This window comes from Salinirubellus salinus, assembly GCF_025231485.1.
Lineage (GTDB): Archaea > Halobacteriota > Halobacteria > Halobacteriales > Haloarculaceae > Salinirubellus > Salinirubellus salinus.
In genome coordinates, this window is record NZ_CP104003.1 from 2,169,790 (window position 1) to 2,192,544 (window position 22,755).

General features: G+C 71.6%; 26 protein-coding genes. 7 read left to right on the forward strand and 19 right to left on the reverse strand.

Features of this window, described 5'->3' with window-relative positions; genetic code table 11:
• Positions 1-8: 8 nt before the first annotated feature.
• From N0B31_RS11605 to cbiB, 7 genes are read right to left on the reverse strand one after another with little or no spacing between them, the layout of a single operon-like run.
• Positions 9-1,307, reverse strand: coding sequence for a cobyrinic acid a,c-diamide synthase (locus N0B31_RS11605; RefSeq protein ID WP_260591792.1), 1,299 nt, complete (start codon positions 1,305-1,307; stop codon positions 9-11).
• Entirely contained in the window at positions 1,304-2,011 is a 708-nt protein-coding gene (locus N0B31_RS11610) for an adenosylcobinamide amidohydrolase (protein ID WP_260591793.1), read from the reverse strand. Before N0B31_RS11610 ends, N0B31_RS11605 begins: the two co-directional genes overlap by 4 nt.
• Entirely contained in the window at positions 2,004-3,020 is a 1,017-nt protein-coding gene (locus N0B31_RS11615) for an aminotransferase class I/II-fold pyridoxal phosphate-dependent enzyme (RefSeq protein WP_260591794.1), read from the reverse strand. The genes N0B31_RS11610 and N0B31_RS11615 overlap by 8 nt, the downstream gene beginning before the upstream one ends.
• Positions 3,010-4,023 carry a nicotinate mononucleotide-dependent phosphoribosyltransferase CobT gene (gene cobT, locus N0B31_RS11620; protein ID WP_260591795.1) on the reverse strand — a complete coding sequence of 338 codons (1,014 nt, stop codon included), beginning with the start codon at positions 4,021-4,023 and terminating at the stop codon, positions 3,010-3,012. Before cobT ends, N0B31_RS11615 begins: the two co-directional genes overlap by 11 nt.
• A complete protein-coding gene (locus tag N0B31_RS11625) occupies positions 4,020-4,568 on the reverse strand; it encodes an NTP transferase domain-containing protein (RefSeq protein WP_260643978.1) in 549 nt (182 codons plus the stop codon). The genes cobT and N0B31_RS11625 overlap by 4 nt, the downstream gene beginning before the upstream one ends.
• Positions 4,568-5,335, reverse strand: coding sequence for an adenosylcobinamide-GDP ribazoletransferase (cobS, locus tag N0B31_RS11630; RefSeq protein ID WP_260591796.1), 768 nt, complete (start codon positions 5,333-5,335; stop codon positions 4,568-4,570). Before cobS ends, N0B31_RS11625 begins: the two co-directional genes overlap by 1 nt.
• Positions 5,332-6,237 carry an adenosylcobinamide-phosphate synthase CbiB gene (gene cbiB, locus N0B31_RS11635; RefSeq protein ID WP_260591797.1) on the reverse strand — a complete coding sequence of 302 codons (906 nt, stop codon included), beginning with the start codon at positions 6,235-6,237 and terminating at the stop codon, positions 5,332-5,334. Before cbiB ends, cobS begins: the two co-directional genes overlap by 4 nt.
• A gap of 179 nt (positions 6,238-6,416) precedes the next feature.
• Here cbiB and N0B31_RS11640 point away from each other — a divergent pair, with 179 nt between their 5' ends.
• Positions 6,417-7,103 carry a DUF502 domain-containing protein gene (locus N0B31_RS11640; protein ID WP_260591798.1) on the forward strand — a complete coding sequence of 229 codons (687 nt, stop codon included), beginning with the start codon at positions 6,417-6,419 and terminating at the stop codon, positions 7,101-7,103.
• A 48-nt stretch (positions 7,104-7,151) separates the two neighbouring features.
• On the forward strand, positions 7,152-7,718 hold the full coding sequence (locus N0B31_RS11645; protein ID WP_260591799.1) for an NUDIX hydrolase: 567 nt from the start codon (positions 7,152-7,154) through the stop codon (positions 7,716-7,718).
• Between the two features lie 10 nt (positions 7,719-7,728).
• Here the strand turns inward: N0B31_RS11645 and N0B31_RS11650 are convergent, their stop codons facing one another.
• Positions 7,729-8,298 (reverse strand): DUF7344 domain-containing protein, encoded by a 570-nt coding sequence (locus N0B31_RS11650; protein ID WP_260591800.1) that lies wholly within the window; start codon positions 8,296-8,298, stop codon positions 7,729-7,731.
• Between the two features lie 321 nt (positions 8,299-8,619).
• Here N0B31_RS11650 and N0B31_RS11655 point away from each other — a divergent pair, with 321 nt between their 5' ends.
• The 3 genes from N0B31_RS11655 to N0B31_RS11665 all read left to right on the forward strand — a co-directional run bounded on the left by N0B31_RS11655 (position 8,620) and on the right by N0B31_RS11665 (position 10,804).
• Positions 8,620-9,576 carry a hypothetical protein gene (locus tag N0B31_RS11655; protein ID WP_260591801.1) on the forward strand — a complete coding sequence of 319 codons (957 nt, stop codon included), beginning with the start codon at positions 8,620-8,622 and terminating at the stop codon, positions 9,574-9,576.
• A gap of 9 nt (positions 9,577-9,585) precedes the next feature.
• A complete protein-coding gene (locus N0B31_RS11660) occupies positions 9,586-10,209 on the forward strand; it encodes a hypothetical protein (protein WP_260591802.1) in 624 nt (207 codons plus the stop codon).
• 61 nt (positions 10,210-10,270) lie between these two features.
• Positions 10,271-10,804: a hypothetical protein gene (locus N0B31_RS11665; protein WP_260591803.1), complete on the forward strand. Its 534-nt coding sequence runs from the start codon at positions 10,271-10,273 to the stop codon at positions 10,802-10,804.
• Here the strand turns inward: N0B31_RS11665 and N0B31_RS11670 are convergent.
• From N0B31_RS11670 to N0B31_RS11690, 5 genes are all read right to left on the reverse strand, one after another.
• Positions 10,777-11,118 (reverse strand): DUF5658 family protein, encoded by a 342-nt coding sequence (locus N0B31_RS11670; RefSeq protein WP_260591804.1) that lies wholly within the window; start codon positions 11,116-11,118, stop codon positions 10,777-10,779. The genes N0B31_RS11665 and N0B31_RS11670 overlap by 28 nt on opposite strands.
• 81 nt (positions 11,119-11,199) lie before the next feature.
• Positions 11,200-11,925: a guanosine phosphorylase gene (locus N0B31_RS11675; RefSeq protein ID WP_260591805.1), complete on the reverse strand. Its 726-nt coding sequence runs from the start codon at positions 11,923-11,925 to the stop codon at positions 11,200-11,202.
• A 48-nt stretch (positions 11,926-11,973) separates the two neighbouring features.
• Entirely contained in the window at positions 11,974-12,522 is a 549-nt protein-coding gene (locus tag N0B31_RS11680) for a hypothetical protein (RefSeq protein WP_260591806.1), read from the reverse strand.
• 40 nt (positions 12,523-12,562) lie between these two features.
• Positions 12,563-13,414 (reverse strand): ATP-dependent ribose-1-phosphate kinase, encoded by an 852-nt coding sequence (locus N0B31_RS11685; RefSeq protein WP_260591807.1) that lies wholly within the window; start codon positions 13,412-13,414, stop codon positions 12,563-12,565.
• 169 nt (positions 13,415-13,583) lie between these two features.
• The gene (locus N0B31_RS11690; protein ID WP_260591808.1) at positions 13,584-14,420 is read right to left on the reverse strand and encodes a DUF63 family protein; all 837 of its coding nucleotides are present in this window, start codon (positions 14,418-14,420) and stop codon (positions 13,584-13,586) included.
• 112 nt (positions 14,421-14,532) lie between these two features.
• Between N0B31_RS11690 and N0B31_RS11695 the strand changes: the two genes are divergently transcribed.
• Positions 14,533-14,925, forward strand: coding sequence for a hypothetical protein (locus tag N0B31_RS11695; protein WP_260591809.1), 393 nt, complete (start codon positions 14,533-14,535; stop codon positions 14,923-14,925).
• A gap of 71 nt (positions 14,926-14,996) precedes the next feature.
• Entirely contained in the window at positions 14,997-16,346 is a 1,350-nt protein-coding gene (cofH, locus tag N0B31_RS11700; protein WP_260591810.1) for a 7,8-didemethyl-8-hydroxy-5-deazariboflavin synthase subunit CofH, read from the forward strand.
• Positions 16,347-16,503: 157 nt separating this feature from the next.
• Here the strand turns inward: cofH and N0B31_RS11705 are convergent, their stop codons facing one another.
• The 6 genes from N0B31_RS11705 to N0B31_RS22590 all read right to left on the reverse strand — a co-directional run bounded on the left by N0B31_RS11705 (position 16,504) and on the right by N0B31_RS22590 (position 22,747).
• Positions 16,504-17,520: a hypothetical protein gene (locus tag N0B31_RS11705; RefSeq protein ID WP_260591811.1), complete on the reverse strand. Its 1,017-nt coding sequence runs from the start codon at positions 17,518-17,520 to the stop codon at positions 16,504-16,506.
• Between the two features lie 125 nt (positions 17,521-17,645).
• Positions 17,646-18,725 carry a 7,8-didemethyl-8-hydroxy-5-deazariboflavin synthase subunit CofG gene (gene cofG, locus N0B31_RS11710; protein ID WP_260591812.1) on the reverse strand — a complete coding sequence of 360 codons (1,080 nt, stop codon included), beginning with the start codon at positions 18,723-18,725 and terminating at the stop codon, positions 17,646-17,648.
• Between the two features lie 261 nt (positions 18,726-18,986).
• Entirely contained in the window at positions 18,987-19,601 is a 615-nt protein-coding gene (gene cofC / locus N0B31_RS11715; RefSeq protein ID WP_260591813.1) for a 2-phospho-L-lactate guanylyltransferase, read from the reverse strand.
• Complete coding sequence (locus tag N0B31_RS11720) at positions 19,601-20,374, reverse strand: hypothetical protein (protein ID WP_260591814.1); 774 nt, start codon at positions 20,372-20,374, stop codon at positions 19,601-19,603. Before N0B31_RS11720 ends, cofC begins: the two co-directional genes overlap by 1 nt.
• The gene (locus N0B31_RS11725) at positions 20,352-21,530 is read right to left on the reverse strand and encodes a tubulin/FtsZ family protein (protein WP_260591815.1); all 1,179 of its coding nucleotides are present in this window, start codon (positions 21,528-21,530) and stop codon (positions 20,352-20,354) included. The genes N0B31_RS11720 and N0B31_RS11725 overlap by 23 nt, the downstream gene beginning before the upstream one ends.
• 128 nt (positions 21,531-21,658) lie before the next feature.
• Positions 21,659-22,747: an NAD(P)H-binding protein gene (locus N0B31_RS22590; protein WP_368389182.1), complete on the reverse strand. Its 1,089-nt coding sequence runs from the start codon at positions 22,745-22,747 to the stop codon at positions 21,659-21,661.
• Positions 22,748-22,755: the final 8 nt, after the last annotated feature.

The following is a 22,755-nucleotide window of genomic DNA, read 5'->3' on the forward strand; positions in this document are numbered from 1 at the left end:
CTCGGTGCTCAGAGCGCGTCCACGAAGCGGTCGAACGCGCCGCTCTCGGGGTGGACGTGACAGTACGTCCCCAGCGTGCGGTGCTCGGTGAGGCCGTCGTGGTCGCTGTCGAGTCCGGTGCCGCGGACGGTGTCGAACGCGAACCGGGCGTCACCGGCGGCCTCGGCCGACGAGTAGTGGAACTCGTGGCCCCGGAGGGTCGCCCCCTCGCTGGCGGTCAGCGTCGACTCGCGCGCCCTGAGTTCCACGTGGTCGAGCGCCCGGTACCGCTCGTGCATCCGCACGTCGGCGGGCAGGACACCCGCCATCGCGTGTCTCTCGCCGTCGGCGGTGGTGAGCGACTCGGCCAGCGCCATCAGCCCGCCACACTCGCCGAGGACGGGGGTCCCGTCTGCGGCCGCCCCGGCCACGTCGTCGAGTGCCGGGGCGGAAGCCAGCGTCGCAGCGTGGCGCTCCGGGTAGCCACCGGGGAGGTAGACCGCGTCGCAGTCGGGGAGTGGGTCGCCCGCGACGGGCGAGAACACCGCGACGGTGGCCCGCTCGCGGAGCCGTTCGAGGGTCGCCGGGTAGCAGAACGCGAACGCGTCGTCGCGGGCGACGGCGACCGTCCGGTCGACTCGCGCCTGCGGTTCCCGTTCCGCGTCGGAACGAGGCGGTTCGCGCGCCACGTCCAGCAGTCGGTCGACACGGATCTCTGCGGCGGCCTCGTCCAGCGCCCCGGGGTCGACCGGCGACTCGCTCCCCAGGTGGAGGCCGAGGTGGCGCTCCGGTATCGAGAGGCCGTCTAACGGCGGGACGCGACCGAGATACGCCAGTCCGTCGGGGAGCGCCTCGCGGATACCCCGCTCGTGGCGTCCGCCGTGAGCCCGCGCGGCGAGGACGCCGACCACGTCGATGTCGCGGTCGGCGTGGTCGGCGTACTCCCGGAACCCGAGCGCGCTGGCGGCCACGCTCTCCATCCCGGCACTCGCGTCGACGACGAGGACGACCGGGAGCGAGAGCGCCTCGGCGACGACGGCCGTGCTCGTGTCGCCGTCGTACAGCCCCATGGCCCCCTCGACGACGCAGACGTCGCCCTCGCCGCGGTGATAGTTCCGGTGGAGGCCGGTCTCCCCCTGGAGCCACGGGTCGAGCGTCCGCGACGGTCGGCCGGCGACGGCGGCGTGGTGGCTGGGGTCGATGAAGTCCGGCCCGGCCTTCGCCGGCTGGACGGCGTGGCCCGCCCGTTCGAGCGCCCGAACCGTGGCGAGCGTCGCCACCGTCTTCCCGACGCCGGAGGCCGTACCGGCGAGCACGACCCCCTTCACGGCTCTGACACCTCCGGCGTGAACACCGTTGCGCGCTCGTCGGTGACGACGCCGTACTCCGCCGCGGCGACCGACTCGGGGCGCTCGCGCTCGGCGTACCGCGAGTCGAGACTCGCCCGCACCGCCTCGCGGACACAGGCCCGGGCGGCCGCCCCCACCTCGGTCGCACTCCCCGCGAACGTTACCCGCTCGCCGGCCGGGGCACAGCCGACGACGACGGCGTCGCTCGTCGTCCCCGTAAAACCCGTCTCGGCGACGAGCGTGGCCGTCTTCGCCTCGACGACAGCCCCGAGCAGGGTGGCGAGCGTCCCCTCGGCGAGCGCCCGGGTCGTCCCGACCACGAGGTTGACCGTCCCGGGTCGGGGAGCGGTCGCCGTCCCGCCGTCGGGCAGCGGGAGCGCCGCCGGGTTCGACACGCCCGCGGTGGCGTAGGCCACCACCGGCCCGAGTCGCGCGCCGCGGGCGTGCTGCAGTTCGACGCCGGTCAGCAACGTCGGCCCACCGTCGTCGAACCCCGCCTCCCGTCGTCGCTCGGCGGCGTACGCGGTGAGGTCCGTCCGTTCCCACCCCTCCGGGACGGTGACGTTGTAGGCCGCGTCGGCCCGCTCGTAGCCCCCGTCCCACCCCGTCGAGAGCCAGCGGGCACCGGGCTGTCGGACCCGGAGGACCCCCTCCCGGACCGTCGCGGTGAACGGCTCACGCATCGATAGCCTCCAGCACGGCCAGCAGCCGGTCGTGCTCCTCGGGGAGTCGGACCGCGACGCGGACGTGCGAGTCGAGCCCCCGGAAGGTCGTGGCGTCGCGCAGCGCCACCCCTTCGGCGAGCGCCGCCTCGCAGAGCGCCGCCGGGTCCCGGTCGCCCACGTCGAGCAGGAGGAACGGGGCGGCCGAATCGTGGACCGCGAACCACTCGGAGAGCGCCTCGCGGAGCCGTTCCCGTTCCTCGGCGACCCGTTCGCGCGTCTCCGCGACGAACCCCTCCCGTCGCATGCAGAACGCGCCGGTCCGGAGCGCGGGGACGCTCACGTTCCACGGCCGGCGGGCGGTGGCGAGCGCGTCGTGCCACTCGCCGGTGGCGACGGCGAACCCCGTCCGGATGCCGGGGAGGCCGAACAGTTTGGTGAGCGAGCGGGCGACCACCACCCCCTCGGTGCCAGCCAGCGAGGGCCGGTCGGTGAACCCGAGGAACGCCTCGTCGACGAGCAGGAGTGTCCCCGCGTCCCGACAGCGGGCCGCGAACGCGTGGAGCGCGTCGTCGTCGTAGGCCGCCCCGGTCGGGTTGTTCGGGTTGCAGACGACCGCGAGGGCGTGGCCGCTCGGGTCGGCGTCGAGGAGGTCGGTCGCGGGGACGAACTCCGGCGTGCCGCCCTGCAAGCGCACCTCGCGGGCGTACTCCCCGAAACTCGGGGCCGGGACGAGCGCGGTGTCGCCCTCGCTCACGGCGAGTTCGACAGCGCGGCGGATGGCCGCCAGTCCGCCCGGCGTCGGGATGACCTGCGCGGGGTCGCAGTCGACGTACGCCGCGGCGGCCGCCGCGTACGCTGCGGGCGGTTCCGGTGCGTAGCGTCGCGACGCGTCGAACGCCTCGCGGTAGACCCGTTCGATCCCCTCGGGGACGAGCGGGTTCGTGTTCGCGCTGAAGTCGAGGACTGCGGGGTCGTCGCTGCTCCCGTGGGGGACCCGCTCGACTGACGCGACGGTCTCACGGCGCACCGTCCTCACCCCCGAGGAGCGCGTCGTACCGCTCGAACAGGCGGTCGCGGACGGCCGCCATCGGCACCCCCTCGCGGTCGGCGAGGGCGAGCGCCCCGCCCATCCCGGCGCCCTCCTTGGCCTCGCCGTGCAGGAAGCGCTCGGCCGCGACGTGGTCGCTCGACTCGAAGCCGGGGTCGGTGACGACGAGGTCGACGTCGAGTGCCGCGGCCGTCTCACGGGTCGCCGCCGAGTCGTCCGCAGCCACGAACGGCGTGGTCGCCACGGTCAGGTCTCCACCGTAGCCGCCGTGCCGGAGCAGGGCGGCGACGGCGAGCATCTGGGTGCCGCCGGCGAGCGTCACCGCGGTGTCGGTGGCGAGCGCGCCCTCCGCGAGGCCGAAGACGGCCGCCAGCACCGGGTCCCCCGTGGCACGCACCGCCTCGACCGGTCGGCCGGCGAGGCTCCCCGCCTCGGCGCCGCTCGCGGCCAGCGACTCCTCGACCACGCGGCGCTTCAGCGAGAGCGGGTTCTCCGGGAGCGAGGAGGAGACCGAGTCGGCGACCCCGAGCGCCTCGAAGACGCCGAGTGCCGTCGTGGTCCCGCCGGGGACGCTCTCGCCGACCACCAGTTCGGCGTCGTGGAGCGACCGGCCCACCTCGCGGGCGCGCTCGACGATGGCAGGCGCGTCCGGAACGGCCTCGGGGTCGCGCACGTCGCGGCCGGGTGTCGGTCCGACCGAGAGCGTCGGTGCCCCGGTGGACTCGGCCAGCCCCGCCTCCACCACGAGCGGGTCGAAGCCGACCAGTTCCCGGACCGCGCGGGTCACCAGCGCCGGTGTGGGACAGCCCGTTGGGCTGACCGGGACGGCGGGCGACCGCGTCGGCCGGCCGTAGTACAGGAGTTCCGCGTCGGCCACCGGTGTGTAGCGCATCACCTCGGGGGCCGCGCCCGCGGCGCTGATGCCGTCGATGGTGGCCGTCTCGGTGGTGCCGACGACCAGCGCGAAGCGCGCGTCGGTCACAGCAGGGCCTCCGCCACCATCGCGTCTCGGAGTCGGTTCACGTTCACCGCCAGTCGGGGGTCGTCGAGTGTCATGGGTTCGTCGTCGGAATCGGGTGCGACCACGTTCAGCCCGGTCGGCGCGAGGTCGCGGTCGGGAAGCGTCGAATCGACGCGCACGCCGAGGCGTCGCTTCAGCGCGACGGGGACACAGACCGTCAGCGAGCCGCCCTCGTGGGTGTCGAGGACCGCGTCGACCACCTCGGCGTCGAGGAGTGGCAGGTCCGCGACGACCGTCAGGACGGGCGACTCGCCGAGAGCGAGTCGGTCCAGCGCCCACGAGAGGTCGGCCACGTAGCCGTCACCGGGGGCGTCGAGGACCCGGACGCCGCGTTCGCGGCAGTGCTCGCGGGTCCGCGGCGTCGCGGGGGAGGTGACGGCGTGGACGGACTCGACGCGACTCGCGGTCAGCGCCTCGTGGACCCGGTCGACCATCGGACGGCCCCCCACGTCGAGCAGGGGTTTCTCGCGGTCCGTGTCCAGCCGGGTGCCACGGCCGCCGCACATCAGAACTGCGTCCACGCAACCACCCCCGCGTGGAGCGCGGCGACCCGCGCCAGTTCCGTGGTCGCCCCGAGCACGTCGCCGTTGACACCGCCGAGGTTCGGGCGCGCCCAGCGCCAGACGAGGAGGCCGGTCAGCACGGCCACGAGGAGGGTGACGAGGAGCGCGAGGACGGCGTCGAGCGTGGTCGAGCCGCCGAGACCCAGCAGGATGACGGGGAGCGCGAGCGCGAGGACCGGCCCCGCGTCGCGGTCCCCGTTCGGGCCGGTGAGCGCCGACCCCAGCCCCTCGTGTGGGGCGTCGCCGAGACAGACGAGCAGGGCCGTCACCGTCTTCGCACCCACCTCCGCGGCGACGACGAGGGCGAGCGCCCCGACCGGGAGCACGGCGAGCGCGAGACCCGCCGTGCCGAGTCCGAGGACGACGAGGGCGACGGCGAGCACCGCCCCCACGCCGACCGTGGTGTCCTTCAGCACGTCGCGGCGGTCCTCGCTCGTCCCGTGGACGACGGCCGCGTCGCCGAGGTCGGCCACGCCGTCGAGGTGGTTGATACCGGTGACGCCGTAGACAGCGAGGACGAACAGGAGCGCCGCGGTGGGCGCACCGACGGGGAGCGCGAGCGGCAGTGCGACGAGCACGCCCACGAGCGCGCCGACGACCGGGAACGTCCACGGTGCGGCGCGGAACGCCTCCCAGCCGGCCTCGTCGTGGCCGACCGGCAGCCGGGTGAGGAAGCCGACGGCGCCACGGAGCGCGGCCGGCGCGCTCACGGTCGCACCCCCACCGCGACGGCGGCCAGCGCGAACGCGAGCAGCCCCGCGACGGCGACGGTCCGCACGCCGAGTCGGGCCCGCTCGGGCGTCGGCAGGTCAGCGTCCGGGTTGAGCGTGTAGACACCCGGTTTCGTCAGTTCGACGTCTATCGCGACAGCGAGCGTCGCCATCGGCCACCCCGAGTTCGGTGACGGCGGGGTCCGTGCCCACCGGCGAGCCGTCGTGAGTGCCCGCGGGGCGGGCCGGGCGAGCGCGACCAGCACGGCACTCAGCCGCGCCGGGAGCCACATCACGGCGTCGTCGAGACGGGCGCTGGCCCAGCCGACCGGTTTCGAGCGGTAGCCGAGCATCGAATCGAGCGTGTTCACGCCCTTCACCCACGCGGCGGCGGCGACGCCCAGTGCCAGCGAGAGCTGGGCACCGAGCGCGAAGGCGAGAATCGGGGCGACCAGCCCGTCGGCGAGGTTCTCGGCGGCACTCTCGACGGCCGCGCTCCGCAGTTCGCCGGCCGAGAGGGCGCTCGCGTCACGCCCGGCGAGCGCGAGCAGGGAGTCGCGGGCGGCGTCGAGGTCCGTCTCGCTCGCCGCGACCACCTCGCGGGCGGCCGAGACCAGCATCCGGCGGCTGGTGGTGGCGAACAGCGCGAGACCCGCGACGATTGCGGTCAGGACCACACTGCCCGACGCGAGCGCGACCAGCGCGTAGGCGACACCGGCGAACCCCAGCGGGAGACAGAGCGCGGCGACCAACCCGGCCGTGCGGGGTCGGGACCACGACCGGTCGAACGGCGCGACCAGTCGGCCGAACAGCGCGACGGGGTGGATGCGGCCGGGGAACTCCTCGACCGTCGCGTCGAGCGCGAACGCGAGTCCGACCGCGGCCACCGCGGTCAGTCCCATCGGACCCCTCGCATCGTCCGGTGGTCGTGGTAGTCCAACATCAATGTACCTAACACAAGCACGCTTGCCGGTCGGTCGGCGTGGTGGTGCACGGGTCCGTCCCCGCTCACGGGTGGCTCGTGCGTGTCGGCGTGGTGAGTCGGACGGGGGCTTATGTCCGGGCGGTCGGAGGGGGAGATATGGAACCCCGGACGGCGTTGCGCAACAGCCTGGTGACGGGGCTGGTGTTGCTCGCCCCGCTCGCGGTCACCGTGTTCGTCCTGCAGTTCGTCTTCACCCGCCTGACGCGCCTGCTCGACCCCATCGTCCAGACCAGCGAGATACAGGCCGTCGCGGCGAACGACCTGCTCGTCGCGCAGGCGCTGTCCGCGCTGCTCGTCGTCTCGGTCATCACGCTCCTCGGCTTCCTCGCCCAGCGGTCGGGCGGCGAGCGCGTGATCGACACGGTCGACCGCCTGTTCTCGCTCGTCCCACTGGTGAACGTCGTCTACACGGGCGTCCGGCAGGTCTCCGACGCGCTCTCGGCGGGCGAGGGGCGCTACCAGCGGGTCGTCCTCGTCGAGTACCCGCGACTGGACGTGCTCTCGCTCGGCTTCGTCACCGGCGACGGACCGAGTGAGGCCGACGCGGTGGCCGGCGAGGAGACGGAGTTCGTCATCGTCCCGCACTCGCCGAACCCGACCGCCGGACAGCTCATCATCGTCCCGAGCAGCAACGTCCACGAGACGGACATCTCGGTGCGCCGGGCGCTCCGATTGCTCGTCACGACTGGCGTGGCCGAGAGCGAGGACGAGCTCGTCGAACTCCAGGGAGAGGTCGAGGACCGGACCCCACACGTCGACCCGGTGGCGACCGACGACGACTGACTCGCCGCGACCGAAGCGGCTTATCGGGCGCGGGGCGCACTCGGGCACATGCGTGACCGCGACGACGACGGCGAGACCGATCCGCTCGCGTGGACGACGACCGACTCCGAGACGGACTACACCTGTCCGGGGTTCGACGTGCGCCGCGACGAGGTCCGGTTCCCCGACGGGACGACGGGGGAGTTCCACAGCGTCACCGACGACCCCTCGGTCGTGGTCCTCCCGTTCACCACGGACGGCGACGTGGTCGTCATCGAGGAGTGGCGACAGGCCGTCCGCCGGGTCAACCTCGGCCTCCCGGCCGGCGGCCTCGAAGGCGACGAGGACCCGGCCGCGGCCGTCCACCGCGAACTCGCCGAGGAGACGGGCTACGAGGCGGGCGCGGTGGAGGAACTCGCGGTCTACGAGCCGGCGAACGGCCTGTTCGACGTCACCTTCCACTACTTCGTCGCGCACGGCTGCGAGCCGACGGCCGAACAGGACCTCGACCACAACGAGTCCATCCGGGTCGACACCCGGACGTTCACCGACCTGCGCGACCGAGCCCTCGCGGGAGACCTGCGCGACGGCCGCTCGGCGCTGGCGGTGCTCCAGTACGCGCTGCAGGCGGAGTGACGGAGCGCCGCTACGGCGAGAGCTCCGGCGGTGGGCCGGCGCCCCCGAGGCTCATCTGACGAGTCCGGTAACTGTGGACGAGCGCCGAGACCACCAGAGACACCGCGAGTCCCAGGGCCACCGCGAGACCAGACACCCCGCCGACCACGCCGATGGCGACGGCGGCCGTGACCACCACCCCGAGGAGCCCGAGCATCAGGTAGTAGGTGCTCCACGGGATGTCGTCACTGTGGACCACCTCGAGGTACACCTGCAGGTCCTCCAGTTTCGAGGTGGGGGCGACCGTGCCGCGGTCGCGGTCGTACTCGACGACGGCAGCCCGGTCCATCTTGGGGAGGTGCTGTTGCTGGAGGGCGTTGTACACCCGGTGGCGCTCGGTCGGCGTGACCTCGTCCAGCGGTTCGTGGTTCTCCCAGGCGGCCACCTGTCGAGAGAGCTCACGGAGCGTCACCGGCTGGCCACGCTGCTGGAGGTAGTGGACGACCGCGCGCCGCCGCTGGTTGTCGAGCAGCTCGAACACCGTGTTCGTCGACGGCGGGCCGCTGCGCCGCTCGTCGGACACCCGGCTGTCGAGTGTCACCCCACCGTCCGACGACAGCTCACCCCGTCCACGGTCTCGTCGAGTCATATCCGAAATTCGATCACTCTGATTTCTGGGACGCTCACGTATATATCTGACCGAGAGTCCTGTCCCGTGGAACCGAATCGAGCGGTGATAACCACCCGTTAAGCCGTTCTGGCAGTTGTTTCACTCTTTTCTGGACCATCCTGACCGACTTGTGGGCACCCCTGAGCGAGAGAGGCAGCCTGCCGAGAAAGTTCAGGTAACTTATGAATATTCCTCCGTCTCCCGTAGGACCGACTGTAGTCGGGCGGCGACCGCCCGACACGGACAAGGACCATGACCCAAGAATCCACCACTCGACTCGACCGCCGTACCGTGCTGAAGACAGTCGGCCTGCTCGCCGTCGCGGGCGCCGGCACCGGTCTCGGCGTGAGTGCCTTCGCGGGCCGCGCGAGCGCCGGCATCCCCGAGTTCACGATCGACGGGGACACAGTGACGACCGACGACGGGACGCTGACCGACATCAAGCTCCGTGCCAGCGGGACCTGGCAGTTCGACGGCATCGACGGCCCCGTGAGCGGGGTCAGGATCGGGCTGAGCGCCCACCGCCCCGGCTCCGCGCACGCGCAGGGCTACACCGTCTCGACCCAGCAGATCCCCATCGAGGGCGACCCGGCCGCCGCGTCGGGGACGTTCGACCTCGACTGGGCGTCGCTCCCGTTCGACGGGTACTACTTCTACGACCTGTCGGACTTCACCGCGGGGACCGACGGGACGTCGAAGACCACGCCCGTCGTCGCCTACCTCTGGATGGAGGTCCACGAGTTCGGCTGGCAGACGAACTACGCGCTCGACGACCTCGGGGGCCCGGCGATGCCGGGCCACGGTCCAGCGCGTGAGACGCAGTTCAACGTCACCGTGAACAACCAGGAGGCGACCGGCTCCGTCGCCGGGACCGGCGAGGCAGACGCACAGGGTGTCAACGAGTACCCGCTCGGCGAGGGCGACGTCGGTGAACTGGGCCTCACCTGGTCGACCGGCAGCTGCGCGTGGCGGGTCGACAACCGCAACCCGGTCGGGACCGCCCCCATCGCCTTCACCATCCAAGGTGTCGGCGGCGACGGGTCGGTCGACGGCGTGGCGCCCGCGGGCCACTACGGCTACCCGCTCGCGGACGGGCCGAACGGCCACGACCCGCACGGGACATACGCCGACCTCGACACGCCGACAGCGAAGCTCCTCGTCGACGGCCAGCAGGTGGACGTCAAGGCACGTGGAGGGTGCACCCAGTGAGGTGACATCATGACCGCACGACTCACCCGACGGACGGTGCTCGGCGGGCTAGCAGCGACGGGCCTCGCGGCGACGGGCCTCGCCACCCTCCCGGCACCCAGCGCGGGCACGCAGGTGATGTTCGCCGTCGAGGACGCCAGCATCACGACCGACGACGGCACCATCGACGGCGTCGCCATCGACGTGGACGGCAGCTGGCAGTTCGACGGCGTCGACACCCCCGGCACGGACGTCCACCTCCAGCTGGGGCTGAAAGGCGAGACCGAACCGGAGACCTGGACGTGGGAGACGGTGGCGGTGGATGGCCAGTCCATCACGCCAGCCCACGCCGCCACCGGCACGTTCGCGTTCGAGGACGTGGACCTGCTTGCGGAGACGGTCTGGACCGCCGAGGACTTCGCCGCGCCGGCGAACGACTCGGTGAACTCCGGCGAGGAGGGCCAGACCGAGACGGAGACCACCCTGACGCTCCGCCTGCTCCTGCAGGTCCGTGACGCCGGCGGTGCGCTACTCGTCCAGGACGAGAAGCGCGCGTCGTTCGACATCACCGTGGTGAACGAACCCAGCAGCGTGGGGAGCGAGGGAGGCGGGACCGTCGAGCTCTCCGGCTCGAACGAGGAGCACACCGAGTGAGGGACGACGGGCACCCCCGCTCGGATCGAAGTCTGGTGCGTGATGCCCGTGGAGGAACCACATGAGACTCACCAAGAAACGCGTCCTGCTCGTGCTCCTGTTACTGGTGGTGGTGCTGCTCGGCGCGGGGCTGGGCTTCCGGGGCGGCGACGGGCCGGTACCGGAGGAGCCGGGGCCTGCGGAGACGGCGACGCCCGCCGAGACACCAACGCCGACGGACACGGCCACGCCACCACCCGGGGTGACGGAACCCCCGACGCCGACGGCCGTGTCGACACCCACGGTCACACCGACGCCGGATGGGACGACGGCCCCGAATCCGGCGACCGAGACGCCGGACGGCACGACGACCCCGACGGCGACCCCCACGCCGCGTGACGGCCGCGACCCGCCACCCGCGACCCCCCGGCCGGGGACCGAGCCGGCCGACCGGGGCCGTGACGGCGGGTCGGGACCCTCCGGCGACTCGGCCACGGCACCGACCGGTGACGTGGACGGAACCGGCGACGCGCGGGCCGAGGGTGAGGACGAACACCCGGACGACACCTGGGTGGGCGCCGAGCCCGCTCAGCCGAGCAGGAGTCGGAGGTTGTAGACCGTCGTGAACGCGCCGACCACCGCCAGCACCACCGGTGGGGCGTAGTACGAGATACGGTCCTCGGTCCCGCGGAGCGCCGCGAGACTGAGGCCGATACAGAAGAGCAGTACCGCGATCTTCAGTCCAGCGAGCCCCCCGTTCCCGAACGTCTCCACCACCGCACGCACCAGGACGTTCGCCTCGCGCACCGTCGGACTGAACTGGACGATAGCGATGGTGGTGACGGTGTCACCGACCCCGTAGGTCGCCGTGGCGATAATCCAGAGCCAGTAGAACTCCTGCTCGCGCAGGCGGGTCCAGCGGGCGGCCATGTCGAGAGCCTCGACATCCCAGTACTTATCTCTGCGTCACGTTTCGCTCGGCGAGACCCGGACGGTGGACGCCCTGGCTGTTCAGAGCCCAGCAGCGGCGTCGAGCGAGATTCGGATGGCCCGCTCGACGTTGTCCTTCGCCTTCTCGGGGAGCTCCTCCCCCTCCGTCTCGCCCTTCTGTGTCCCCTCGACGAGGTTGCCGTCGACGGTGCAGATGGCGCCCGCGCGGAGTCCCTTGCGCCGCGCGAGCGTGAAGATAGCCGCCGCCTCCATCTCGACCGAGAGCAGGCCCGCGGCCTCCCAGTCCTCGACGTAGGCGTCGGTCTCGGCGTAGAACGCGTCGTCGGAGGCGATGGGCCCCACGTGTACGTCCTCGTCGTTCGCTTCGGCCGCATCCACGAGTGCCGACAGGACGTCGTAGTCCGGCACCGCGGGGACCGTCTCGTCCTCGTAGCGTTTCGTCGTCCCCTCGTCCTTCGCGGCGCCGGTGGCGACGACCATGTCGCCGATCTCCATCCCGCGCTGGAGCGCCCCGGTCGTGCCGACGCGGACGAACGTCTCCACGCCGACGGCAGCGAGCTCCTCGACCGCGATGGCCGCGGAGGGGCAGCCGATGCCGGTCGAACAGAGCGTCAGCTCCCGGTCGCCGTAGGTCGCGTTGACGACGCGATACTCCCGGTTCTCGGCGACGAGTTCGTGGGAGTCACAGAGCCCGGCGATACGGTCGACGCGGTCGGGGTCGCCCGGCAGCAGCGCGAGGTCGTGGACGTCACCCGGCTCGCAGAGTACGTGCGGCTGTTTCGCCATGTCTCGGGCGACTCCCCGCGGGGTCGAAAGCGTGGCGGTCCGACCGGCTCAGCCGACCGGCAAGAACGCGTAGAGGAGCGGGACCACGGTGAGGAGCGCCACGCCGTACACCGTCGCGGAGACGAGCCAGTCACGGCGCACCGTCCGGCGGACGTCGGCGTCCTCGAACAGCCGGTCGCCGAACCGCGGGAAGACCAGCCGCGCGAAGAAGACGTAGAGGAACGTGATGACGAGGACGATGGCCACCGGGTCCGACAGCGTGAGCGGCGTCGGCGTCCCGAACAGGACGAGCCGCTGGGCGACCGTCTGCACCGAGTCGACGCCGCTGACCACGAGTTCGTAGATGACGCCCGCGAGCATCCCGGCGGCGTAGTGCGCGGCGTCGGCCTGTCGCTTCGTGACGCTACCGGGCGACCGGCCGAACAGCGCCGCGGCCGCGACGTACGGCGGGACGTCACCCTCGGGGAGCGCGTCCATGGCGATGGTCATGATGGCCGTCGCGCCGAACCCGGCGACGACGGCGACGGCGAGGCGCACCTCCAGCGGGAGGGCGGCGGCGATGTGTGCGACGGGGAGCGACGCGAACGGCGCGGACATCGCCTCCCCGTACCGGTCCCCGTGTCAAACGCGTGTCGGTCTACAGGAGCCCCTCGATTCGCTCCCACGAGACGTCCGGGCGTGGCCCCTCGCTGCTCGCCGCCAGCGCCCCGCAGGCGTTCGCCACCGCCAGCGACCGCTCGCGGTCGGTCCCCCGGCCCGACGCGGCGATGAACCCCGCGGCGAACGCGTCACCCGCACCCGTGGCGTCGACGGCCGGGAGGTCCACCCCCGAGTGCTCGAGCGTCTCGTCCGGGGCGACCAGTGACGCCCCGCGTTCGCCGTGTTTCGTGAGCACCACGCAGTCCTCCGGGAGTGTCCCCCGAGCCACCTCGGTCGCCTCGCGGTCGTTCAGGAACAGCAGGTCCGTCAGCGCGAGCGTCTCGTCGTAGTCCCGTCGGTCGAGGAGCCGGCCGGGGTCGAAACTCACCCGCAGGTCGTGCTCGACGGCGAGTTCGGCCAGTCGTGCGGCCGTCGCCGGGCGCTGTCCGGTGAGGTGGAGGTGGTCCGCGCCGGCGACCCACGAGGCCTCGACGTCCTCGGGACCGACGGCCTCGTTCACCCCGCCGTCGTCGATGACCGACACCTCCCCGGCCGCGTCGACGAGGAGGTACTTCCGGGCGGTGTCGCCGGGTGCGGTGAGTACGGGCGAGACGTCGACGCCGGCCTCGACGAGCGTGTCGAGCGCCTGCCGACCCGTGGCGTCGTCGCCGACGCTCCCCACCAGCGAGGCGTCGTGCTCCAGCGCGACGAGCGTCACGGCGACGTTCGCCGCGGAGCCACCCCCGGACTCGTAGCGGTCACGGACCCGCGACTCGCCGTCCGGGACCGGGAGCCGGTCGAGCCGGATCGTGACGTCCCAGTTGACGTGCCCGGCACACACCACGTGCATGGCCCGACCTCCGGCCGGGCCGCTGAAAGAGGTTCCTTTCGTCGGAAGTTTTATGCGCAATCGAGTCGTTGGAACGAAGTGCCGCCACCGCCGCAGTTCCGGTGGCGTACACCCACCCCCACCCCCACACCGTTTTGCGAGGCGACGCTCTCACCGGCCAGTGACCCGTTCAGGCGACGGTGAACAGCACGAGGTTGTGCGCACCCGGACCGAGTCCGACGGCCGCCACCAGACCGAGCAACAGCGTCCCCTCGCGAGGCGCCTCCTCGACGTAGTCCGTGAGCAAGAGTACCACGCCAATGGCCAGCGCCACCTTCACGAGGACGAACACCCACCCACCGCCGAGGTACTGGGCCGTGGGGAGCGCCTGCCCGAGTTCGAGGACGACACGGGAGAGCGGCGTCTGCTCGCCGAAGCCGGTGAGCACGTCGACCCCGATGGCCGTCGAGACGCCGTCGAGCGTGTGTGCGAGGACGACGAGGAGCCCGGCCGCCCCGGTCACCTCGACCCGAGGCCGACGCCGTCTGAGGAGTGTCCAGACGAGGCCGGCGACCACGACCGAGACGAGGAGTCCGACGGCGGGCCAGAACGGCTGGAGCCCCCCGCTCGCGCTCCCGACGGTGAGCGCCGAGCCGACCACCGCACCGCCCGTGAGCGCGCCCGAGAGCAGGAGCACCGAGGGGGCAGACGGGAACGACCACGTCTCGGGGTCGAACCGAGCGACGGCGGCCCAGACGAGCCCCGCGAGGACGAACGTCGAGAGGTAGACGGCGGGCGAGCCGAACAGCGGAGCGACGACGCTGGGGACGGCCTCGAGCTGGAAGAGGACGTAGCCAGCGGCGCCGGCGACCATCCACGGGGCGAACGCGGCGACGACCCGTGGCGTGACGGGCGGGTCGAGACGGTAGAGCAGGGCGGCGACGCCCGCCACCGCGAGGAGCAGTCCGAGGAGGTACGGCAGCGGCGGGAGCGCGAACCCGGAGGGCAACACCAGCGCCGTGTACATGTGCCGACACGGGTGGGGACCCGGCGAAAGGGTTGCGGTCCGGCCGTGCCAACGCGTGTCGTTTCGGGGGCGTTACCGCGAACATATGGGGGCGACGGCCGTAGCCGCGGACGTGTCCGACGCCACGACGGAGCGGTATCGGCCGGGGGCCTGCAACATCGGGGCCCGCGAGCGGCGACGCCGGTACCGCCTCGCCGCTGGCGCACTCCTCGCCGCCGTCGGCTACCTCGCGGTCGTCGTCGTGACGGGGCTCCCCGCGGTGTTCGCGCTGGGCGCGTTCGTCCCGCTCTCGCTCGGGTGCGAGTGGTGTCTGCAGGGACGGCGCTCGTTCTGTGCCACCCTCGGCTTCAGCGGGCGCTACGCGTTCCCCGGTGCGCGGGGGACGGTGCCCGACGGCGACGCGCGGCAGGCCGACCGGCGCTACGCCTTCCGCCTGACGATACTCGGCTTGCTGGCCGGGGGCGTGCTCACGCTGGGGACGTACGTCGCACTGCTGCTGGCGTGAGGGGAACCGCCAGACTGTAGGGGGTTGCCGACACCCGGAGGGTTCTTCACCGTCGGGTGACAGCCTCGGGTATGGACGCGCCCGAGCCGTCGGTGAACGTCCCCCGCGACCGGTACTCGTTCGACCACCGGCCCATCACCGACGGGTCGTTCGGGGACGCGCTGGAGCGGGCCCGCGCCGGCGAGCGGCTCACCGTCGACGAGGGCATCGAACTCATCACCACCGGCACGGACCGCGCCGGCATCGACCCCGAGCGCAAGGAACTCGTCCTCGAGGCGGCCGACCGGCGGCGCGCCGAGGTGGTCGGCGAGGAGGTCACCTTCGTCGCCAACCTCAACAACAACGTCACGACGGCCTGCGACACCGGCTGTCTGTTCTGCAACTTCAAGGACCCCGCGGCCGCCTTCGAGTCGGACGCCCCCGCCGAACACGCGGCGGGCGGGTTCACCAAGACGCCCGCCGAATCACGCGACATCGTCGATTCGGCGCTCGACCGCGGTATCTACGAGGTCACCTCGGTCTCGGGACTCCACCCCGCGTTCGTCCTGAACGAGGAACACCGCGAGCGACTCGAGTCGATGGACGAGCCCCCGAACTACCGACCCGCGAGCGACTACCAGGTCGACCCCGGCACCTACGTCGAGCAGATGGAGGCGATGAGCGTCGGCGGGGTCCACCTCCACTCGATGACGCCAGAGGAGGCCTACCACGCCCGCCGGGGTACCGACTGGAGCTACGAGGCGGTGTACGCCGAGCTGAAGGCCGCAGGGCTCGACAGCGTGCCCGGCACCGCCGCCGAGATACTCGTCGACGAGGTCCGTGACGTCATCTGCCCGGAGAAGATCGGGACCGACGAGTGGCTCGAGGCCATGGAGGCGGCCGCGAACGTCGGCCTCGACACCACCGCGACCATCATGTACGGCCACGTCGAGAACGAGGCCCACCGCGTGGAGCACCTCCAGCGCGTCCGCGAGTTGCAGGACCGGACCGGCGCCATCACGGAGTTCGTCCCGCTCTCGTTCGTCCACCGCGACACCCCGCTCTTCCGGCAGGGGATGGTCGACGGCGGCGCCAGCACCGACGAGGACGAACTGATGATCGCCGTCTCGCGACTGTTCCTCGACAACGTCGATCACGTCCAGTCCTCGTGGGTCAAGTACGGCGACGCACAGGGGCTGAAGATGCTCTCCTGTGGCGCCGACGACTTCATGGGAACCATCCTCTCGGAGGAGATCACGAAACGTGCCGGCGGCGAGTTCGGCGAGTTCCGCTCGTTCGACGAGTACGTCGACATGATACGGGCCATCGGCCGGGTACCCGTCGAGCGCTCGACGGACTACCGCCAGCGCCGCGTCGTCGAGGGGGACGGCCCACACGGCCCGACGCTCGGGCCACGGGCGGACGGGACTCCGCTGCTCTGAGCCGGCGAAGGTTCATCAACGAAGCCGGGACCAGCCACCCCGTGACCTGAGCGAGGCGCGGCGTGGCCGAGGCGGGAGCGTGGGCCACCACGCCGCGGGCGGAGGCGCGGACCACCTGTTCGATTCTGATTCGGAGCTGAGCGACCGGCCGACCGTCTCAGGGGAGCGAGACGACCGGGCAGTTGACCGTCGCCACACCCGAGGCGAGCTGTTCGGCGTCCATCGCGCTGGCGAGGTCCGAGACGGCGTCGAAGTCGGCGTTGTCGTAGACGTTCACCAGCCAGAGCGGCGAGTAGCCCTCGTCACCGGGGAGCGTGGCGAGGACGTTGTGCGTCCGGTCGCCGCCGGCCTCCGTCACGAATCCGGACGGCGGGCCGCCGCCATCCTCGCCGGGGTTCACGTTGAACGTGACCCAGATGGGCGAGACGGGGACCGACTCGCCGGCCGAGGTGAGCGGCGCCTCCGTGAACTCGAAGTAGGAGACGACCTGCCCGCGGTACCAGCCCTCGACGAGGCCGGCGTCGCCGTCACCGGCGCGCATCGACGCCGTGGACCCGTCCGGGACGACGGGACAGTTGACGAGCGTCTCCGTCGCCGTCGTCTCGTAGCCCGCGTCCGCGATGGCCTGCCGGCTGGTCACCGTGTTGGCCTCGTAGTCCGCCGGGACGGTCACGCGGTGGACGTGCCAGAAGTCGTTGTAGCCCTCGTCGCCCGGCACCGCGTCGACGACGTTGAGCTGGTCCTCGACTGGCGTCTCCTCGCCCTCGCGGAACAGCACGAAGATGGGTGCCGGAGCGGTCGGCTGGACGTCGAAGTTGTAGTAGGCGACGTGGCCGCCGTCGGGGCCGAGCCCCTTCGTCAGGAACGGTCCCCCGTCGAAGTCGATGGGTTCGTTCGGCCCGGGGAGGCCGTTCTCCTCGGTGCGGACCATCAGCGTGCCGGCTGCCTCGCTGAAGCGGTCGACGGAGACACGGGGGGCCTCCATCGGCGCCATCGGTCCCTCGGTCATCGACCCGCCCTCGGTGGGAGTGGGCGTGGCCATCTCCGTGGCGGTCGGCGTGGACTCCCCACCGCCGTCGCCAGTGCTGTCGCCGCCGGTACATCCCGCGAGCAGTGCCACACCGGCGAGGCCGGTGGCCGCCACGAACCGTCGCCGCGTCGTCTGTTCGGACATCACGGCAGACGGGACGTCGACGTGGTATATCCCGGTTTTTCGAGTTCCGGTCGGAGTCCGGCCCGAGAGCCTCTCGGCTCGGACTCGACTCCGTGCAAGATTGGCCCAGACTCCCGGCGAGACGGTCAGTCACTCAGTACGGACCGGTACCGCGCGCCGGCCGCGTCGTCGGCGTCGATGGCCCCCCGGATGCGCGGCGAGAGCCAGTCGAGGTGTCGCTCGTAGACAGGCAGGCGCTCGCGCAGCGGCACGCCCGCCTCCTCGGCGATGGCCTCCAGTTCCCGCAGCGCCGGCCACGCGTAGTCGGGGTTGATGTGATCGTCCGTGACCGGCGAGACGCCACCGAGGTCGTCGACGCCACAGTCCAGCAGGTCACGCACCGGCGCGAGGTTCGGTGGCACCTGCACCGACACCTCCGGCGGGAGGACGACGCGGGCCATCGCGACCACGCGGCGCATCGCCTCCAGCGCCGGTCCTGGTTCGCTCCACCGCTCGTTCGGCGACACCGGCTGGACGATTACCTCCTGGACGTGGTCGTAGCGCTCGTGCAACTCACGGATGGCGAGCAGCGACACCGCCCGGTCGCGCCACCCCTCGCCGATGCCGACGAGGAGACCCGTCGTGAAGGGGACCCCGAGTTCACCCGCGGTTCGGATGGTCGCGAGACGCTGGCCCGGCGACTTCGCGCGAGGGCCGCCGTGTGCCTGCACGTCGGCCGTCGTCTCCAGCATCACGCCCATCGAGGCGTTCAGGTCCGCGACCAGTTCCATCTGCTCGCGGGTCTGGTCGCCCGGATTCGAGTGGGGCAAGAGCCCGGCGTCCAGCGCGATCTCGCAGGCCTCGCGGAGGTAGCTGTGGATGGAGTCGTGGCCCCACTCGCGGAGCTGGTCGTGGACGGCGGTGTAGCGGTCGTCCGGGTCGTCGCCGAACGTGAACAGCGCCTCGGTACACCCGGCGTCGGCCCCACGCTCGACGATGGCACGGACCTCGTCGGGCGGGAGCAGACTCGCCTGCCCCGGCGGATCGTAGTAGGTGCAGTAGGTGCAGGTGTACCGGCACGCGGTCGTGAGCGGGACGAACACGTTCCGCGCGAACGAGAGCTCGGGGGCGGCGTCCACGTCAGAGGGGTCGACAGCGAGCGCTCGGTCGACGGCCGTCTCGTCGATGTCGAGCGTGACGTCGTACGCATCTGCCCCGGGAATCACGGCCGTCGCTCGGAGGCGAAGGCACTAAAACGTTGAGAGCGGCGACCGTGCAGTGCGGGACCCCGACGCAGGTGCCTCTGGTAGCGGGGGGTGGCCCGGGACTCGACCAGGGTGCCCTAGAACGCTGGCTTCCGGGCTCTCACCGCCCACGCGCGAGTCGCCCCCGCGCGCTTTTCAGTTCTCGCCCGAAGGTCAAAAATCCCGCTATCGAATCGACGGCAGACTCCCTCGGGAGGGTGACGGCCCCCACCCGAGTCGAGTTCAGCCCTCGCGTTCGGTCCGGACGCGGCCGTCACCGGTCACGAGCTCGAACCCCGCGTCGGCGAGCCACCGCGCCGCCCGGCCCTCCGAGTGGAGCAGGACCTCCACGAGGTCCGCGGGGTCGTCCACGTCCGTGGCGAGTCGGAACGAGTCCACCTCGGCCGTCGACGCCCCCACCTCGGCGGCCGTCTCCCGGTGGTCACGGACCGAGGCTCCGTGGTAGTCCACCCGGAACTCGGGGTGGCGGACGACCAGCGCGTTCGTCCCGCCGCCGCGGCCGGGGGCGAGCACCACGTCGCCGACGGTCCCGAACAGCCGTTCGAGAGCCACGGGCGTCGCCAGCGCGAGGTCCGCCATGACCACCGCGAGCGGCGCCTCGGCGGCGTCGAGTCGTGCGTTCACCGCCGCGGTGAGAGGTCGGTCGTCGACGGCGACCGGGACGGGACACTCAACGGGGCCGGTGGCGAGGACGGTGGGGTCGGCGTCGGTCGCGGCGAGGGCGTCCAGCACGTCCCCGAGCATCTCGGCGGCGAACGCGCGTCGCTCCTCGGGGGTGAGGACGGGGGCGAGCCGGGAGTTGGGGTCCTGCGCGTCGAACGGGACGAGGACCTCCATCAGCTCAGGGGGTCGCTCGGGCCGGACCGACCGCGCAGGTAGAGCACGCCACCCACCACCGCCACGAGGGCGACGACGCCGAGGGCCCCGTAGAGGAGGAGCTGCGTGGTCTGGCTGGACTGCTGGGACTGCCGGGCGGTCGCCTCGGCGTCCTCGGCGAGGTCCGTCGCCAGTTCGAAGTCGCCGGTGCCGTAGGCGCGGATGGCCCGGTCCAGCTGTTCTTCGGACTGTTCGCTGTTCGTGTCGGCGACGACCGCGTCGGCCGCGTCGATGGCCTCGCGGGCCTCGGCGGACGCCTCGGTGTAGTGGACGACGTCCCACGTGTCCACCGTGTTCACGTTGTCACCGACCACCTTCGCCAGCCGCGCGAACTCGAAGGACTGCGCCGGGTCGTAGGTGAAGTTCTCGACCGCGGGGGCCTCGCCGGTCACGCGCACCTCGACGCGTTCGACGTTGTCGGCGGCGGAGACGGTCGTCTCGAACGACGACCCCGAGAACGTCTCGGAGGTGGTGTCGCCGTTCAGCTGGACGAAGCGGACCCGCCAGTTCGCGGCTTCCAGTTCCGTCTGGCCGCGGAGCGTGAACTCCTGCGTCCCGTCCTCGTAGAGGTCGTTCAGCGTGAACGACGCCCGACGCTCCTCGCCGACCTGCTGACGGTTCGGCACGCCGTCGGCGGAGGCCGAGATGGCCGCGACGGGGACGGCGACGAGCGACGCGACGAGCAGCAGTGCGAGGGTCGATACGAGGAGGTCAGAACAGCGGTTCCAGCTCATCCTCGTCGTCTTCGACCAACCGCTGTAAGTTCGCTTCGGATGCGTCCCGAAGCTCCTCGATGTTCTCCTGGGCCTCGATGGCCACCTGCTGGAGCTCCTTGATGCGCGGCACGTTCGTCACACCCGAGAGCAGGACGACCCCGGCGACGTACCGGGAGTTCGAGACGGGGTAGTCCCCACCGCGGACCTCCATCGAGCCGGTCTGCTCCTCGAGCCACTTCCGCCCGCGCTCTATCCCCTTCCGGTTGAGGTACTTCGGCGGGCCGGACATGACGAGCAGGGCACGCTCCGTACCCGAGACCTCACAGGGGAGCGTCAGCCGCCCGAGCGTGGCCTTCCGGACGAGACTCGTGATGCGGTTGGTGGTCGTCGCGGCGTCGACCTCCTCCTCGTCGCCCCCGGTGAACCGCGAGAGCAGCCCCTTCTGCTGGGCGTCGCGCTGGAGTTCCTCGCGGGCGTAGCCCACGGTGGAGACCCCGCCGCACGCGAGCGTGTTGATGATCTCCGAAGAGTCGACGACGGACTCGGCGACCTCGCCGCCGCGTTCGACCTCGCCGGCACCGAACAGGATACCGAAGCGCCGGACGATCTCCTCGTTGATGTCGGCGTAGCCCGACTCCATCGACTCGCCGGTCTTGCGCCACGCGTCGTTGTCGAACACGAGGAGGTTGTCGACCTCGCGGACGAACGTCTGGAACGAGCGAGCGGCGTTGAGCGTGTAGATGCCACCCTCGTCGGCGCCCGGCAGGATACCCATCCCGTAGACCGGTTCGGTGTAGATGCGTTTGAGGTGTTTCGCGAGGACGGGCGCACCGCCCGACCCCGTGCCGCCACCGAGCCCGGCGATGACGAGGAACGCGTCCACCTCGTGGACCGGGATGTTGTCGATGGCACCCTGGACCTCGTCGATGTCCTCCTCCGCGACCTCGGCACCGAGTTCGTTGTCCGCACCGACCCCGTGGCCCTTCACGCGGGCCTGGCCGATGAGCACGCGCTGGTCCTCGGGCACGCGTTTCAGCCCCATCAGGTCCGCCTTCGCCGTGTTGACGGCGACGGCGGCCTTGACGATGTTGCTCCCCGTCCGTTCGTCGTACTCGAGGAACTTGTCGAGTACCTTGCCACCGGCCTGCCCGAAGCCGATCATCGCGAGTTTCATGGGTCGGTCACTACGCTAGGCCCGTCCCGTGTTCACGATAAACTTTCGGCCAACTACGCGAACGATTCTCCACCCGTCCCGGTGGTGAAAGGAACGTCTGACCCGGCGTGACCCCGTGAGAGCGGGACTCAGGCGCGTGCCCGGTCCGGCTGGGCCGCCGCGGGGTCCACGCCGAGGTACTCGGCGTACGTCGTGAGGTCCTCGGGGTCGACCCCGAACGCGTCGATGTCGTTGTGCTCGACGATGAGGTCCTTCCGGAGCGACTTCGCCTGGTCGGAACCGAGCGGTCCCCCGATGGACCCGAGCACGGAGAGCCCCACGTCCGCCAGCGCCATCGGCACCGGCACCACGCTCGTCGGCTTGTTCTCGGCCGCCCACGTGAGCCGGACGACCTCGGCGAACGACTGGACCTCCGGCCCACCCACCTCGTATATCTTCCCGACGTGGGGATTTACGTCGCCGTCGGCGTCCTCGTCGACCTCGACCTCGGTGGCTTCCTCGTCCTCCTCGCCACCCTCCTCGGTCTCGTCCTCGTCGGCCGCCTCTGCCGCGTCGTCATCGTCACCGGCGTCGCTCTCCTCGGCCGTCTCCACCCCCTCTTCCTCGCCCAGGTCGCCGGTCTCACCCTCGATGGCGTCGGCCATCAGCGGGACGAAGTCCTCGATCCACATCAGCTGGAACTGCTGCTCGCCGCCGCCGGGCAGGGGCGTCAGGTACGGCGTCGCCACCAGTTTCGTGAACGAGCGGATCTCGTCGCCCTCGCCGAACAGGACGGTGGGGCGGAAGATGGTCCAGTCGAGGCTCGACTGCCGCACGGCCTCCTCGGCCTCCCCCTTCGATTTGAGGTAGGCGGTGTCTGCGGTCGGCGAGGCGTGGATGCCACTCATCTGGACGAGGTGGCCGACACCGTGTTCCTCGGCCGCACGTACGCAGTTCTCCGTCCCGCCGAGGTGGACCTCGAAGTGACGCTCGTTGCCACCGCTCGGCTTGAACAGCGGCGAGAGTGCGACGAGGTTGACCACCGCGTCGCGCCCCTCGAACGCCGCCTCGATGGAGTCGTAGGCGGTCACGTCGCCGGAGAGACGCTCCACCTCGGCCGGCAGGTCGCCCTCGTCCGGGTTCCGGGAGAGCGCGGCCACCTCGTGGCCACGTTCGACCAGTTCACGACAGAGGTTCGACCCGACGAAGCCGCTCCCACCGACCACGAGTACGTTCATGCGCGCTG

Coding starts and splice junctions, on each gene's coding strand:
- N0B31_RS11610 (WP_260591793.1), bottom strand. CDS start 2,011: ATGCGTGAGCCGTTCACCGCGACGGTCCGGGAGGGGGTCCTCCGGGTC.
- N0B31_RS11625 (WP_260643978.1), bottom strand. CDS start 4,568: ATGTGCGGCGGCCGTGGCACCCGGCTGGACACGGACCGCGAGAAACCC.
- cbiB (WP_260591797.1), bottom strand. CDS start 6,237: ATGGGACTGACCGCGGTGGCCGCGGTCGGACTCGCGTTCGCGCTCGAC.
- N0B31_RS11640 (WP_260591798.1), top strand. CDS start 6,417: ATGGAACCCCGGACGGCGTTGCGCAACAGCCTGGTGACGGGGCTGGTG.
- N0B31_RS11645 (WP_260591799.1), top strand. CDS start 7,152: ATGCGTGACCGCGACGACGACGGCGAGACCGATCCGCTCGCGTGGACG.
- N0B31_RS11655 (WP_260591801.1), top strand. CDS start 8,620: ATGACCCAAGAATCCACCACTCGACTCGACCGCCGTACCGTGCTGAAG.
- N0B31_RS11660 (WP_260591802.1), top strand. CDS start 9,586: ATGACCGCACGACTCACCCGACGGACGGTGCTCGGCGGGCTAGCAGCG.
- N0B31_RS11665 (WP_260591803.1), top strand. CDS start 10,271: ATGAGACTCACCAAGAAACGCGTCCTGCTCGTGCTCCTGTTACTGGTG.
- N0B31_RS11670 (WP_260591804.1), bottom strand. CDS start 11,118: ATGGCCGCCCGCTGGACCCGCCTGCGCGAGCAGGAGTTCTACTGGCTC.
- N0B31_RS11675 (WP_260591805.1), bottom strand. CDS start 11,925: ATGGCGAAACAGCCGCACGTACTCTGCGAGCCGGGTGACGTCCACGAC.
- N0B31_RS11680 (WP_260591806.1), bottom strand. CDS start 12,522: ATGTCCGCGCCGTTCGCGTCGCTCCCCGTCGCACACATCGCCGCCGCC.
- N0B31_RS11685 (WP_260591807.1), bottom strand. CDS start 13,414: ATGCACGTGGTGTGTGCCGGGCACGTCAACTGGGACGTCACGATCCGG.
- N0B31_RS11690 (WP_260591808.1), bottom strand. CDS start 14,420: ATGTACACGGCGCTGGTGTTGCCCTCCGGGTTCGCGCTCCCGCCGCTG.
- cofH (WP_260591810.1), top strand. CDS start 14,997: ATGGACGCGCCCGAGCCGTCGGTGAACGTCCCCCGCGACCGGTACTCG.
- N0B31_RS11705 (WP_260591811.1), bottom strand. CDS start 17,520: ATGTCCGAACAGACGACGCGGCGACGGTTCGTGGCGGCCACCGGCCTC.
- cofC (WP_260591813.1), bottom strand. CDS start 19,601: ATGGAGGTCCTCGTCCCGTTCGACGCGCAGGACCCCAACTCCCGGCTC.
- N0B31_RS11720 (WP_260591814.1), bottom strand. CDS start 20,374: ATGAGCTGGAACCGCTGTTCTGACCTCCTCGTATCGACCCTCGCACTG.
- N0B31_RS11725 (WP_260591815.1), bottom strand. CDS start 21,530: ATGAAACTCGCGATGATCGGCTTCGGGCAGGCCGGTGGCAAGGTACTC.
- N0B31_RS22590 (WP_368389182.1), bottom strand. CDS start 22,747: ATGAACGTACTCGTGGTCGGTGGGAGCGGCTTCGTCGGGTCGAACCTC.